Annotated in this window: 11 protein-coding genes; 2 read left to right on the top strand and 9 right to left on the bottom strand. The window is 54.4% G+C overall.

Going from position 1 to position 14,426, the window contains the following annotated elements:
* The first annotated feature begins 92 nt into the window (after positions 1–92).
* On the top strand, positions 93–563 hold the full coding sequence (locus PBOR_RS15525; protein ID WP_042213091.1) for a MarR family winged helix-turn-helix transcriptional regulator: 471 nt from the start codon (positions 93–95) through the stop codon (positions 561–563).
* Positions 564–569: 6 nt separating this feature from the next.
* On the top strand, positions 570–2,402 hold the full coding sequence (locus PBOR_RS15520) for an ABC transporter ATP-binding protein (RefSeq protein WP_245648195.1): 1,833 nt from the start codon (positions 570–572) through the stop codon (positions 2,400–2,402).
* An 89-nt stretch (positions 2,403–2,491) separates the two neighbouring features.
* On the opposite strand, the gene PBOR_RS15515 is transcribed toward PBOR_RS15520, so the two are convergent.
* The 9 genes from PBOR_RS15515 to PBOR_RS15475 all read right to left on the bottom strand — a co-directional run bounded on the left by PBOR_RS15515 (position 2,492) and on the right by PBOR_RS15475 (position 13,924).
* Positions 2,492–3,427, bottom strand: coding sequence for a hypothetical protein (locus tag PBOR_RS15515; protein ID WP_042213086.1), 936 nt, complete (start codon positions 3,425–3,427; stop codon positions 2,492–2,494).
* A 6-nt stretch (positions 3,428–3,433) separates the two neighbouring features.
* Complete coding sequence (locus tag PBOR_RS15510; protein WP_042213083.1) at positions 3,434–4,129, bottom strand: pseudouridine synthase; 696 nt, start codon at positions 4,127–4,129, stop codon at positions 3,434–3,436.
* Between the two features lie 192 nt (positions 4,130–4,321).
* Positions 4,322–4,504 (bottom strand): DUF3934 family protein, encoded by a 183-nt coding sequence (locus tag PBOR_RS15505; protein WP_042213081.1) that lies wholly within the window; start codon positions 4,502–4,504, stop codon positions 4,322–4,324.
* A gap of 146 nt (positions 4,505–4,650) precedes the next feature.
* The gene (asd, locus tag PBOR_RS15500; RefSeq protein ID WP_042213079.1) at positions 4,651–5,736 is read right to left on the bottom strand and encodes an aspartate-semialdehyde dehydrogenase; all 1,086 of its coding nucleotides are present in this window, start codon (positions 5,734–5,736) and stop codon (positions 4,651–4,653) included.
* A gap of 122 nt (positions 5,737–5,858) precedes the next feature.
* The gene (locus tag PBOR_RS15495; protein WP_042213077.1) at positions 5,859–7,085 is read right to left on the bottom strand and encodes a VWA domain-containing protein; all 1,227 of its coding nucleotides are present in this window, start codon (positions 7,083–7,085) and stop codon (positions 5,859–5,861) included.
* Positions 7,086–9,434, bottom strand: coding sequence for a DUF5682 family protein (locus tag PBOR_RS15490; RefSeq protein ID WP_042213075.1), 2,349 nt, complete (start codon positions 9,432–9,434; stop codon positions 7,086–7,088).
* Complete coding sequence (locus tag PBOR_RS15485) at positions 9,431–10,534, bottom strand: AAA family ATPase (protein WP_039303646.1); 1,104 nt, start codon at positions 10,532–10,534, stop codon at positions 9,431–9,433. The genes PBOR_RS15490 and PBOR_RS15485 overlap by 4 nt, the downstream gene beginning before the upstream one ends.
* Before the next feature lie 60 nt (positions 10,535–10,594).
* Positions 10,595–12,442: a HEAT repeat domain-containing protein gene (locus PBOR_RS15480; protein WP_042213072.1), complete on the bottom strand. Its 1,848-nt coding sequence runs from the start codon at positions 12,440–12,442 to the stop codon at positions 10,595–10,597.
* Positions 12,443–12,478: 36 nt separating this feature from the next.
* Complete coding sequence (locus PBOR_RS15475) at positions 12,479–13,924, bottom strand: SWIM zinc finger family protein (RefSeq protein ID WP_042219448.1); 1,446 nt, start codon at positions 13,922–13,924, stop codon at positions 12,479–12,481.
* Positions 13,925–14,426: the final 502 nt, after the last annotated feature.

Genomic DNA, 14,426 nt, shown 5'->3' with positions numbered 1-14,426 from the left:
AACATTTACATTTGGAATAATCAGGCGTATATTCGGTTTACATTGTAAACTGTTTACAAGAGAAACTATTTCAATTCAGAGGAGGTCCTTTCATGACAGATCCGGCGCAGACGATAGAGGTGTATCATTCCTTGCTCGCCGTTGCCCGCCAGCTCCGTAAGCTGGCCCACCAGAGCGCAGCGGATCTCGGATTAACCGTGCATCAGGTCGGCATACTGGAATCACTTCGCAAGCATCCCGGACAATCGCAGAAGGAAGTAACAGAACGCCTGGTGTTTGCCAAGAGCCGTGTAAGCCTGCATATCGATGCTCTGGTCGAGAAGGAGCTGGTAACCCGTGCCGCCTCCGCGGCAGACCGCAGGGAGACGAAGCTGAATCTCACACCGGCAGGCGAAGCGCTGTGCAGACAATATAATGAAGACGCCTACTCTTACAAAATGCTGGGAGCGGCGCTGGACCATTTTTCCGGAGAAGAGGTTCAGTCGCTCATTCAAATGCATTCACAGCTGCTCGAACAGCTGACCCGGAATCAGGATCACTTAAATAACACACAAAGCTGGTGATGAATAATGTCCAGAGGTTTCGGTCCAATGGGATTCGGCGGACCCGGGCATGGCAAATTAAAGTTCGATGATGATGAAGCGAAGCCGGATATATCCAAGGCGCTCCTGCTCCGCATCGTGAAATATTTCCTGCCTTACTGGAAGCAGACCCTGCTGGTAATGATTGTGCTCTGCATTTCCGCAGTGCTCGGGCTGCTCCCTCCCATCCTTATTCAGCATATTATTGACCGCGCGCTCCCGGATAAAAATCTGCAGCTGCTGGTTCTGCTCGTCCTTGCCTCACTGGGGACGACTGTAGTGTCCGGCCTGCTGGGAGTAGTGCAGAATTATCTCAACTCTTTTATCTCCCAAAACATTGTCCATGATATGAAGAATCAGATGTACCGCCATCTGCAGGGCATGCCGCTGCAGTTCTTCTCAGGTGTCAAGCAGGGTGAAGTCATCACCCGGATGACCAGTGATATTGCCGGAATACAAGGGGTGTTCAACAGCACTATCGTCAATTTTGCCAGCAACCTGTTCATTCTTACCACTACGGCAGTAACTCTGTTTATCATGAACTGGAAGCTGGCGCTGCTGGGCATCGTGGTCGTCCCCCTGTTCATTATGCCAACCCGCAAAATGGGCAATGTGCGCTGGAAGCTGGCCAAGGAAACCCAGGAGAAAATCTCCGAGCAAAATCAGATCATCCAGGAAACGCTCAGTCTCAGCGGATATATGCTCATGAAGCTGTTCACCAAGGAAGACACCGAGCTGACAAACTTCAGAACCGTTAATGCCCAGGCGACACGCCTGCAGATCAGGGAATCAATGGCCGGCCGCTGGTTTATGCTGGTCCTCACCACCTTCACCAGTATCGGGCCAATGCTGATATATCTGTACGGCGGTTATCTATTTATCCAGGGAGAGCTGACGGTTGGTGCGATTATCACCTTTGTGGCGCTGCTGGGCAGATTATACGGGCCGGTCATGCAAATGACTAATCTGTATGTGGATGTGAACCGTTCGGTGGCGCTGTTTGAACGGATTTTTGACTATTTCGATATGGACCCGCTGATTGTGGATTCACCGCTGGCCCTGCCGAGCAGTGCTGAAGGTCAGGATATCGTCTTCGAAAATGTAAATTTCGCATATCAGCCGGACAAACCGGCCCTGCAGGGGATTTCCTTCACGGCTGCCGCCGGATCATTGACTGCGCTGGTCGGCCCCAGCGGAGCGGGTAAAACAACCATTACCAGCCTCATCCCCAGACTCTATGAACTGGATTCGGGTGTGATCCGCATCGGCGGCAAGGACATCCGTGAATTCACGTTACATTCGCTCCGCTCCCAGATTGGCTTGGTTACCCAGGACACATACCTGTTCAACGGGACAATTAAAGAGAATCTGCTCTATGCAAGCGCCGGTGCCACCGAAGCTGAGATGATTGCCGCCTGCGAAGCAGCCTATATCCATGATTTCATTATGAAGCTGCCTGAAGGCTACAGCACAGTAGTCGGTAACCGGGGGATCAAGCTCTCCGGTGGAGAGAAGCAGCGGATCTCGATCGCCCGCGTGCTGCTTAAGAATCCGCCGGTTATCATCATGGATGAAGCCACTTCGTCATTGGATACGGTATCGGAATTCTATATCCAGCAAGCGATGCATCAGCTGCTGCTGGGCAAGACCAGCATCGTTATCGCCCACAGGCTATCCACTATAATGGCTGCCGACACTATTCTCGTCGTTCAGGACGGCGCTATCGTAGAGTCAGGACAACATGATTCACTTCTGGCGGACAACGGGATGTACAGGGATTTGTATAATAAGCAGTTTCAGGAGAAAGCATCCGCAACCTGATATTGTATAGAATTGAAAAAAGGGATTCCCGGAAGCCATAACGGCTGCTTGGGAATCCCTCTTTTATAATTGAACAGATAAGTCCAGGTTTATCTCTCTGTATGCAATGGCTCCAGCTTGTCCATCCAGCCGCTGAAGTATTCCGGCGTCTCATTCTTCTTCAAGCGGGCATAATATTCGTCCACAAAACCGCCGTCTCCGGCACGCTGTCCTGCCCACTCATAGAATTCTTCAAACCGCGTCAATGCAAAGCTACGCTGCTCCAGAATCAGATAGGCACTGAGTAAGCTGTCCAATGTCAGGTCTGTAGGGTTATTTTTGTACTCCTGCTCACTAAGCCGCAGCTGGTCTTCGGCATATTGCTTGGTGAGGGTCTTATCCGGTACATACCGCGTTCCCTGAAGCTCATACACGCCTACCAACGCTGGACCAAGCGGCAACTGCCCGGAGAAGGGACTTGCAAGCAAATCCTCATCTCCGTCCTGATCCGTATCCTCATAGTTCACCGAGACATTATCTTTAACGGTCAACTGCATGACTCCGTCGATTTCCTCCACGACAATATAGGAGGATTCAGGACGGTTATCCATCAGACTGAACAAAAAGGTGGCATGGTTATTCTGCACAAGCGCTTCCGCCCAGAGATCATCTTCCTCACTCCAGATATTGCCGCCTTCAATCTTAATTCCGGCCTGCTTGCTGTCAAAGACAATCTTCCCGTCCTTCACAATCGCAAACTGCGTATACGTAAACTCCCCTTTGTTCCAGTAGTATACCTCGAAGATCTGCCCGTTCAACTGAACGGCATCCATATGTACGAAATCAGAATACTTATCTGCAATCTCCGGGGAGACTTCGGGCAATTCTCCGGCAGGTGCTGCCTCTTCCGCTGATGCCTGCGGATCAGAGGACGGCGATACTGATGATGAGACCGGTGTTGCTGCCGGCTCTGCGGATTCAGTACCCGCGCTGCTTGAACAACCTGCTATAACCGCTAACGCTAACAGTAAGCTTAATATTCGCATTTCTTCTTATCCTCCTAGTCTCGAATGGAGCTCGGCCAGCTCATCCCCGGTCAGATGCCTCCACTGCCCACGCGCTAGTCCGCTGAGCGTAATATGCATGATCCGTACACGCTCTAACCGGAGCACACGGTAGCCCAGTGCTTTGCACATCCGGCGGATTTGTAAATTCAGCCCTTGAGTCAGAATAATCGCAAATTCATGATCCGAGATCATGCGGGTGACGCAAGGTTTGGTCCGGGTCTCCAGAATATCCACACCGGCTGACATCTCCTGCAAAAATAATCCGGTTACCTGCTTGTCCACCGTAACCCTGTACTCCTTCTCATGACCATGCTCGGAGCGCATCATCCGGTTAACCACTGCTCCGTCATTGGTCATGAGTATCAGCCCTTCGGACTGTTTATCCAGCCTGCCGACGGCAAAGATCCGGGAAGGATAACCGACATAGTCAATGATGTTCCCCTTCACCTGCCGGGCAGCAGTGCAGGTAATCCCTACCGGCTTATTAAGAGCCAGATAGACCCGTTCTTCCCGGTCCGGACTGAGTGTAACGCCGTCAACGGCCACCGTATCTCCAGGCTCAACACTGGCCCCCGCGGCACATACCATACCGTTAATGGTTATCCGTCCCGCTGCAATCAGCCGGTCCGTCTCTCTGCGCGGATATACACCTGTCTCACTTATATATTTATTAATTCTCATGAGGTTACCCGCTTTCCTGCCCTACATATTAAAGAACACCTGATTCACTTACAAATCAGATGTTGCCAAGTGGAAACGGTTATGCCGTCCTTGAATTAGGACGGTTCCGTTTCAGTGAGAAATAGAAGGATTAGTTATCAGGTGAACATATAAACCCTTATATTTTGAAACTATTATGGGCACATGGCCGCCTTATTTACTGCCTCCGGTTTTGTTTCCGCTGCTGCCCTTAGCTGCGCCTGCGCCCTTGCTTCCCTGGCTTCCGGGAGGTCCGCTTTTGGCCGGCTTCACGGGTTTCGCCGTCTTATTCCAGCGGGTCCAGCCCTTGCTCCCTGTTCCTCTGCCTGTGCCGCCGCCTTTACTTTTTGCCACAATATCACTCCGTCAGTATTCAGTTTTCGTCATGCATTCCTCTATCTTACCATTATTCCGGGGGTTATGTCAGGTAAAAGCGCAAACAACCTGCACGGAGAATATCCGGCAGGCTGCATCACGGGCCTAAATGAAGGTGTTCCCGCTGCTTATTTCGGCTGAATATAACCTTCAGCCTTCAGCAGCTCAGCGATCAGTACAGCACCGCCGGCAGCACCGCGTACAGTGTTGTGGGACAGGCTGACGAATTTGTAGTCATACAGTGAATCTTCACGGAGTCTGCCGGCCGAGATTCCCATGCCATTCTCGATATCACGGTCCAGTCGGGTCTGCGGACGGTTCTCTTCTTCGAAATAGGTGATGAACTGCTTAGGCGCACTCGGCAATCCCAGCTGCTGTGGACGTCCCTGGAAGCTGCTCCAGCGTTCCAGAATTTCTTCCTTCGAAGGCTTCTGCTCAAAGGAGGCGAATACCGCAGCCAAATGGCCGTCAGCGACAGGCACACGAATACACTGGGTTGTGATCACAGGCTGTTCGCTTTTGACAATACCCTCGTCTGTTACTTTACCCCAGATCCGCAGCGGCTCCTGCTCGCTCTTCTCTTCTTCGCCGCCGATGAAGGGAATCACGTTATCCACCATGTCCGGCCAGTCGGCAAAGGTTTTGCCTGCCCCGGAAATCGCCTGATAGGTCGTCACGACAACCTTCGAAGGCTTGAAATCATGAAGTGCATGCAGTGTAGGCATGTAGCTCTGAATAGAACAGTTTGGTTTAACAGCGATAAATCCGGTTTCTGTTCCCAGACGTTTGCGCTGCTGGGCAATGACCTCAAGATGCTCAGGGTTGATCTCAGGAATCACCATCGGAACATCCGGCGTCCAGCGGTGTGCCGAATTGTTCGAAATGACCGGAGTGCCGGTGCGTGCATAGGCTTCTTCCAGTGCCTTGATTTCTTCTTTCTTCATATCGACAGCGCAGAAGATCAGATCCACATCCGCTGACACTTCCTCCACCTTGGACGCGTCCTGGACCATGATGCTCTTAACGGCCTCAGGCATCGGTGTGGACAGCTTCCATCTGCCTTTGACGGACTCTTCATACGTTTTGCCGGCCGAATTGGCGCTAGCAGCAATAGCTGTTACCTGAAACCATGGATGATTCTCAAGAAGTGCAATGAAACGCTGGCCCACCATACCGGTGCCGCCAACAATACCCGCTCTCAACTTACTTGACATAAGAAATTCATTTCCTTTCAAGCAGCGCCCATCGATAGGTGCTTTTTAATAACCGATTATAAATGATATATGCATGTTACACAATATGTGATTGTAAAGTAAGTGTTTCCTGTACGAAGAAATTATCGCGTCATCCCCAGCCGCTTGGACAATTCGCCAAGATCCTGGCCCTTCAGCGCCCCTTCAACCAGAGCGGGCAGCAACGCCGGAGTACAGGCAAAACAAGGGGTTCCGTCACGGGTGAGCTGGGCGGCCAGGCGCTCATCATAGGATGGCTTCCCTTCATCCGACAGGGCCAGCAGTGTCATTGTACGCACACCGGATTCACGCAGCTCACGCATCCGCCGGACCAGTCCGGCCTGGTTGCCGTTCTCATACAGATCGGAAACGATGATGAACAGTGTTTTCTTCGGCTCCTCGATGAACTGCTCACAGTACTTCACTGACTTGTGGATATCCGTACCGCCGCCAAGCTGAATGCCGAAGAGCATGTCAACGGGATCATTGGCACATTGCTCAGTCAAATCTACAACCTCGGTGTCAAAAGCGACCACACGCGTGCTCAGTGCCGGAATGCTGGCAAAGATCGAGCCGATAACCGAAGCCCAAATGACGGAGCTGGCCATCGATCCACTCTGGTCAATGTCCACGATCACAGTCCACTCCTTGCTGCGGCGGGCCCGGTCGAAATAAAAGAACCGCTCGGGGATAATCATCCGCCGGTCCGCATCATAATGCTTCAGATTGCGCTCAATGGTCCGCTTCCAGTCCAGCCCGCTCAGCGATGGCAGCGGGGAATGCTGCCGCTTGTTCAGCGCGCCTGTGACGGCACGGCGGATGTCCGTCTCCAGCAGCTTGACCAGCTCGTCAACCAGTGCCTGGACAAGCATTCTTGCCGTGTCCTTTGTTTTCTCGGGAATCTTGCCTTTGAGCGCCAGAAGTGTACCGACCAGCTGTATATCCGGCTTCACTGCCGCCAGCAGCTCCGGCTCGAACAACAGCTGCTTCCAGCCTTTGCGCTCCATGGCATCACTCTGGATAATCGAGACAACATCCTCCGGGAAGAACGTGCGCACATCCCCAAGCCACTTGGACAGATTAATGGCGGCATGCCCCGATCCCGCACCTCTGCCCTTTGAACTTGTTTGTGAATTTCCGTCAGCTCCGCCTGCACCTGCTTCATTATAGATCGCAGCCAGCGCAGCATCCATAATCAGCTCTTCCTCGCTGAGTGCTGTCCCGCCGCCTGCCCCGTAACCGGATAAAGCTTCCTCTGCTTCCTGACCCAGAATCAGCCTCCAGCGCGATACAGCGCCGTTCCGTACGTTATCCTTAATATCCTCCCCCATCTATAGGTCACCGAAGTCAAAATCATTCAGCTCATCCAGCATCTTGGCTTCCTCCTCCTTCAGCTCGCCTGTCAGAATCTCAGCAGCCTGTTCTGTGTTCACACCCCACAGCTCACCCAGCAGCTCGGCAATCATCGTCTTCTCTCTTGGCGAGAAGGTGCTGAACGCCCGGCGCAGAAAGACCAGGGCGCGCTTGAATTCCTCATCATCCAGGGCATTGATATAATCATTCAACTGCTCCCACAGGCTCATCCTCGACAACAGGCCGTAGCGGTTACGCATAGACAATCCTTCGAACCAGCCCGCCCCCAGATCAGCAGGGATACCCGGAGACAGACGGCGGGATACCTCTGCGGCTACATCTTCCGCAGAGACCGCAGCCCGCTCCATCAGGATGGCGCAGGCGAAGCCGGACAGCCGGGGATTACGGTCATCCCGCTGGGAGAGCAGCAGCAGCTCCTGCAGCCACAAGGCAGTATCCAGCGTTTCGCTGTGCTCAAGCGCAATGCCGTTCAGCTCATTCATCGCGCTGATCATATACGCAGCCGCTTCATCATTACAGCCGCTCGCATCCAGCAAGAACAGACAGCCGCGCCGGAACAGCTCCTCCAGCAGCGGCACAAGCGGAGCGGTATCCACCTTGCGGATATCGCCATAGCCGATGATGGTCGCCAGCTCCCGGGCAGCAGCGGCAATAGCAACTACATCGCGGCTGTCCACCGCGAGGCTCTGCAGCACCCGGCTGCCCTCCTCCATCTGCGAGGTCATCGCGCACTGGCAGGCGATGCGGATCAGTGCAGACGCATCAGTAATCGAGCGGCATTCCAGCAGCTTCTCACGGAGCACATAGGCTGCAGCGACTTCAATGGTCTCGCCCAGAAGGGTGGATTCAACCACCTGGATCTCTACCTCCGGTGACCACTGGATAATCCAGTGCTCTGCCCAGGTCGCCCCGGATTGGCCGCTTGGCACATTCCGCGCGAAGGAAATGCCCAGCAGCGCAAGCCTGTGAAACAGCACGGAACGGTGCAGATCCAGGTAGGCCGCTTCGCTGCTTGACACCCGTCGGTTCTCGCGCAGATCGAGCGCCAGGTCGCTGGCTACTGTGGACTTGTATTTCTCCAGCTTATACTGCTTCAGCAGCCGGTTCAGGTCATCCTGGATCGGTGTCTGGCTGACACCTTCGGCCAGGCTGCCGATTGCCGTACCGACATCCACCCGTGCCAGTGATTCGGCAACTATGGAGAGATCACCGTGGCCGAGCAGCGTCTGGGCGGCATCGCGCAGATCACGCAGCGTAGGCGCGCTCCCGCCGTGCAGAGCTGCCAGTGACTCTGCCAGCCGGACCGCTTCAATCACTTCGGCGGTGGAACGGTGCGTACCATGGCCGCGTACCTGTCTTGCCACGGATGACAGGTAGAGATGCGGCAGATCCGCAGCCCGTCCGGACTCCATCAGCTCCCACATCAGCTCGAAGTAATGCGGAGCCCCGTTGCCTGCACCATAGCCGGACATCGTGGAGAGCTTATAATACGAATACGGCATCAGCGTCAGCTTCGTGCTGCGTGAAGGCAGGGTCGCCAGCTCGCTGTCGGTCATTACATCTGTAAGGTCGGCCAGTGCAGCAGCATGGTAAGCGCCGCAGATCACTACAATCTTCTCCGGCTGATGTCCGGATTCAATCTTCTTCCGGATCTGGCGCCGCATGTAAGCTTCGCGCAGCGCGTTATAGGCATATTCACGGGGCTGCTCAATCCGCTCGCGGGACCCTGACAGCTCACGCATCTGTGCAGAGAACGCCAGTATCGCCGCACGGTATGCTCCGCTGCTGGCGTTATGCTCGTAATTGCGTTCCCAATACATATCATAGTCGGGTTCACCGGCGAGCCGGGCAATCCGGCTATACACCGATTCCTGCTCCTGCAGTTCATCATCCGTAGGCTCGCCTTGTTCATCCGCCGCAGGCTTGAGCACCGGCCTGCTCCCGGATTCATGCCGCAGGGCATCCTGCAGACCAAGGGTTACAGAGGAGGGAAGATCGATGAATTCCGCCTCCGCCCCATGATCCTTCGCCCAGCGCATTCCCTGGTATTCCGGGGAGTAGACAGCAAAGGGCCACAGCACCGTCCGTACAGGCAAATCCTCAGTAAAGGCCAGAATCGCAACCGGAGGTTTCGTGACGGTGTGGGTCAAATGACGAATCTCGTCAGACGCATCTCCGGGTCCTTCGATCAGGACAGCCGTCGGCTGAAGCTCATTCAAGTATTCCAGCAGATGCTTTGCACCGCCCGGAGACAAATGGCGTACCCCAAAAATATTCACACCGGCCGCAACCGCCGCGCCACTCACTCGTTCATCTCCTTGCAGGCTTGATACAGTCCGCGCCAGTCCGCTCCTTTTTTCTTCATAACATTGTCGAGGTATTCCTTCCAGACCAGCTTATCCTTGTCGTCATCCTTGACGATAGCCCCCTGAAGGCCGGCAGCCAGATCCCCGTCGGTCAATTCTCCGCTGCCGAAGCTGGCTGCCAGGGCCATGCTGTTCGTCAGCAGTGAGATGGCTTCCGCCGTGGAGATTACACCCGCCGGTGTCTTCACCTTCTCCTTCTTATCGAGCGTCATGCCGCTGCGCAGCTCGCGGAAGATCGTCACTACCTTCAGCAGTGCTTCATCCGCCGGAACGGAAGCCTGAAGCTCATACGAAGAAGCAATCTCCGCAACCCGCTTCTTCACGATCGACAGCTCCGTCTCCAGATCGGACGGTGCCGGCAGCACGATGATATTGAACCGGCGCTTGAGCGCCGCTGACATCTCATTCACGCCGCGGTCACGCGTATTGGCGGTGGCAATAATGGAGAAGCCTTTGCGGGCACTGGTCTCCTTGCCCAGCTCCGGGACGGAGATCGTCTTCTCCGAGAGAATGGAGATCAGTGCATCCTGCACCTCGGAAGCGCAGCGGGAGATCTCCTCAAACCGGGCTATGCCGCCGTCCTCCATCGCCCGCATGATCGGGCTCTTGACCAGCGCCTCCGGTGTAGGGCCGTTCGCCAGGAGCATGGCATAGTTCCACGAGTAGCGTACATGCTCTTCACTGGTTCCGGCAGTCCCTTGCACAACCAGACCCGAGTTGCCGTAGATCGCAGCCGCCAGATTCTCGGACAGCCAGGACTTCGCCGTTCCCGGCTCCCCGATCAGCAGCAGGGCACGGTCGGTCACCAGCGTGGCGACCGCCATCTCAATCAGCCGCGTGTTGCCGATATATTTCGGGGTAATCACGGTCTTGCCCGCCTTGCCTCCGGCAATGAAGGTTAACACCGATCGCGGGGACATCTGCCACCCGGCAGGGATACGTCCTGTATCTTCCCTGCGTAATGCCTCCAGTTCCTCACGGTATAGAACCTCGGCTGGCAGACGCATGTAATCCTGAAGCTGGCTTTGTTCCGTCGACATGAACACCTCTCCTTTATAGATACTCTTCTAATACATTGCTCAAGTTAAATCCGCCTTGGATTATTGCGCACTCTTCAAGCTGTTCAGTACATACTCCAGCTGCTGCCTGCATTCATATCTATATTTAGGGATTATTGCTTCCAGACGGCCTGCATAGCTGGCCGGGAAGCGCTCCATCAGTTTAAATAAGTAGAACTCAAACGTATAAGGCGTATGAGCATTTTTATTCTCCAGTGCTGTCATCAGCAGCTCAAGACGCTCAGGCTCCGGCACCCCGGCCCTTTCCAGACCTTTGAAAATATTAGAAATGAGATCATAAGTCTGGCGTTTAAACGGCTCCTGCAGCTTGCCAAGCAGGTAGTCCCGTACGCCCTTATGGCCCGGCCGGGCAAAAGCGCTTGCCAGGTTAACCGCATCATGCTGAATGAACCAGTCCAGCCAGCGCGGATCCCAGGCTGCCGCAATCTCCCCGGCTGGCAGCATTTCCCTGCTGTACGGCTGCCTGATTCCCGAAGCATCCCACTCCACTTCATACGCCCTGCGGCGGATATCTACGACCTGCTCCTCAATCGTATTAATCAGCAGTTGGGCGCGCTGAGCCGCATCTTTGGCATCCTTGCCCACCAGCGCCTTCAATTTATCCATAAAGGTTCCGCCGAACCGGTTGAACAGCTCCTTGGGAGTCATCACCCGCTGGGCGGCATGGAAGTAATTCGGCAGGAAACGCACACTCCGCTTCTCCAGCGCCTCCAGCTCTGCCAGTGCAGCTCCGCCCGGAGTGTTCTCTTTGTACCAGGCTGCCTGGTCAATGAGCGGAATCCAGCCCAGCGGGGAGAAACGGGCATACTCCTGAAGGACATAGCTGTAGATTTCATCCAGCTGCGGGCTCCGCACATGGCGCAGAGCGGTCACGAACGGGAGAAGAGCATTCCATGCGGTCTCCGTCAGCTTCTTGTCTTCATTATTCTGCGGCGCTTGTTGCAGTTCTTCCATGAACAGTACCGCCAGCTTGGCAGAGACCTCTGCGGAGGCTCTGCCCGCCAGTACACCGGCGACCATCTCACGGTCCTTCTTCGCAGTGAAAGCTTCCACAAGACGCTCTCCGCCCTGCGGTGAACCGCCCGCAGCCAGTGCCGAGAATGCGCCTTCACGGATAGCCTTCTTCTTATCTGTTGTCCACTCCAGCAGTGCACCGATATATTGCTCATGACCGGCGAGCCATTTCATAGCGGTTACCCGGATGTCTTCACTGCCGCTTCCGGCGGCACGGAAGATCTCTTCCAGATACCGGTCTCCCCCCACCTTGCCGATCACCTCAAGCTTGCGGACCTCAGCCCGGCCGCCGGCAGGATCAAAGCTGTCCAGCAGGTACCCGGCAATGTCCGGTCCATAAGACGGAAGAATATCGTTCATTGCAAAATCCGCAAGTTCTGAATACGGATCGTTCAGCGCCGAGATTGCCGATGGCAGCAGCCGTAAATCCTGAAAAACACCTTCCTTAAAGGCATCAATTACAATTTCGTATCTGCCGCTTCCGGTTGTGCTGAGCGCCTGCTGAACGGCACCAATCTTACGGTAAGGCTGATTCGTCTTCAGGGCAAAGCTCAAGGCCTTCAAAGGACCGGGAGTTCCGTCAGCTGCTGTAGTCCCCTGGGTATACAGCACCGACTCCAGCAGCAGCGTAAGCTCCTGCAATTGAAAGCCGGGAGCGGTCCCTTCTGCGCCGCCAGGCTCCAGTAATGAAGCTACGCCCTCGCCCAGCTTCTTAAAGACCGGGGCACGTTCCCCCAGCTGCTGAAACTGCGGAAGCAGGCGTTTCAGGCGGAAGTCTCCAGCCGCCAGCTCGCTTCCGGCAATATACAGTCTTCTAATCTCCTGATGCAGCTCCTGTAATAACGCTGTGCTCATGGACTGTCCTCCTATGTGAATGAACTTGAGTGTATTCTAGTACAGCAAGCGGATGATATCATCATTCTTAATGACTGTCAGCGGCTGGGCAGTGAGCCTTCCCTTGTCCAGGTTATGCTCGAACATCACCAGCAGGAAGCAGTCCGTATGAGCGGCAGCTGGCACAAACGGCAGCATATGCACGGTTCCCTGCGGCAGAGACGGAATATCCTCCAGAACCAGGCTGCTGCCGGATTCATCTGTAATAACATATTGGCCGCTCTCCGTAACACCCAGGCTGGCGGCATGCAGCAGCATCACCGGCAGCTTGTCACTGAGCGGATTCTTGATCTGATTCTTCACTTTTTTGACAGCTTCAGCGTAGGAATGGTGAGCCTGGGCAGTAGCCCGTTCTATATCCGGGCCCTGCACTGTCCTTGGAGTCATCGCTTCAAAACGGACCCGCGCATTCATATCCCCCGGATAAGTATATAGCTGAGGGACCACGGCAATCTCAAAGAAGCTGTCTTCCTCCCGCATCAGCTTAGCTGCCTTATACGGCCGGTAATTGACCGTCCGGTGGATCTTCCCGCCTTCTGCAGTGAGGTCCACCCAATACCCGAGATCCACATATTCCAGCCGCGCCATATCATTGAAGCTGTAGAAGGCCAGCTGCAGCAGCTCGGCCCCTTCCTTCACCAGGCCGTATTCCTTCAGTTCGCTCAGCTGCCAGGCATGTCCCAGCCACTCATCGATGGTCGATTCATGGTCGAGCGCAAGCTCAGGGTCCTCGCTCCGGGCCAGCAGATACGCCCGGCCCTTCTTAATAAATGCATGAAGCCGTGACAGCTGCTCCATCGCATATGTATAGTTCTGCTCCTGGTCATTGCCGCCGGACATTAGGATAGTGAACCGGCGCAGCTCAATCTGCGCACCTGACAGATAATAGTTGCCAAGCTGCTTCACCTGCTCCTGTATCGTCTTCATGCTCGAACGGTCAATGGTGGACAGCCCGCCGCGGACGAACCCCAGCACCAGCTTCTCGAGCATATCGAGCCCTTCAAGCTGTGCGGTGATTTTTTTCTTGAGCGCGGATTTATTAATCTTCTTCGGCTTAGGCTCAGCACCCTCGGCCGCCTGTTTCACCTTATTCTCTTCCCGCTTCTCAGCATTCTCACGCTTGGAGGCTATGTCCTCAGGGACGGGAGCAGGGCTGAACGTCTGGCCTTCGACACGGGCATAGAGCAGGCCCAGCGCATGCTTGCAGGGGAACTGGCGGCTGGGGCAGCTGCAGCGGAATACCGGACTGTCCGGCACGATGAAATCCACAGAACACTCATATGGAGTCTTGCCGCTCCCTGCACATTTACCAAACAGCAGCTCTCCGTTCTCCGACTGATGGAGCTCTATGAAGCTCTTTTTGCGGACCAGGCCTTGGCCGTTCTTGATAGCTGCAGCATTGGGCGCAAGTGAATCAACGTATGATGAAGTAAGTTCAGGCAAATCAGATTCCTCCCGGCTGAAATAGGATATAAGCGGCATAAATAGCACTGCGGTTATGATACATGCAAGTTATTACCCAACTTCTCGCGGATAAGATCACATGTTTGCATTTATCTTAGCAAAAATATTCCACCGATCCAATCCAGGAGGGTGCTCCGTGGGAAAAATAGTAAATATGACCTAGCTATATAAGACGCACTTAAGATTTGAACTTGAAGCTTAGTCGTCACTGCGGTGAACATTTGGACTTCCGGCCGCTGCCCGCCCCCCAGATTTCTTGATTATTTGCTGCTGTTCGCGGTGAAATCCGGTGACTGCTGATGCTTCTGAAGCTAGCTTTCCTGCGGAAAGCTCTCGGGCGACCGCTATCCTCTCCTACAGTTCCAAATTTGTTAGTTTCTTTAGTGCGTCTTATATTAGGTAAACTTATCTAGAGAACGTATACAGGGAATAAGTGTATTTCGTACAGTTAAAAACAAACTTTCCAGCGGATTTATTCCGT

The organism is Paenibacillus borealis, assembly GCF_000758665.1.
Taxonomy (GTDB): Bacteria; Bacillota; Bacilli; order Paenibacillales; family Paenibacillaceae; genus Paenibacillus_AQ; species Paenibacillus_AQ borealis.
Note: the sequence above shows the minus strand (reverse complement) of the source record. Positions and strands in the feature narration are given on the sequence as shown.

Excerpts from the sequence above, each read along its gene's own strand:
- PBOR_RS15525 (WP_042213091.1), top strand. The coding sequence starts at position 93 with ATGACAGATCCGGCGCAGACGATAGAGGTGTATCATTCCTTGCTCGCC.
- PBOR_RS15520 (WP_245648195.1), top strand. The coding sequence starts at position 570 with ATGTCCAGAGGTTTCGGTCCAATGGGATTCGGCGGACCCGGGCATGGC.
- PBOR_RS15515 (WP_042213086.1), bottom strand. The coding sequence starts at position 3,427 with ATGCGAATATTAAGCTTACTGTTAGCGTTAGCGGTTATAGCAGGTTGT.
- PBOR_RS15510 (WP_042213083.1), bottom strand. The coding sequence starts at position 4,129 with ATGAGAATTAATAAATATATAAGTGAGACAGGTGTATATCCGCGCAGA.
- asd (WP_042213079.1), bottom strand. The coding sequence starts at position 5,736 with ATGTCAAGTAAGTTGAGAGCGGGTATTGTTGGCGGCACCGGTATGGTG.
- PBOR_RS15495 (WP_042213077.1), bottom strand. The coding sequence starts at position 7,085 with ATGGGGGAGGATATTAAGGATAACGTACGGAACGGCGCTGTATCGCGC.
- PBOR_RS15485 (WP_039303646.1), bottom strand. The coding sequence starts at position 10,534 with ATGTCGACGGAACAAAGCCAGCTTCAGGATTACATGCGTCTGCCAGCC.
- PBOR_RS15480 (WP_042213072.1), bottom strand. The coding sequence starts at position 12,442 with ATGAGCACAGCGTTATTACAGGAGCTGCATCAGGAGATTAGAAGACTG.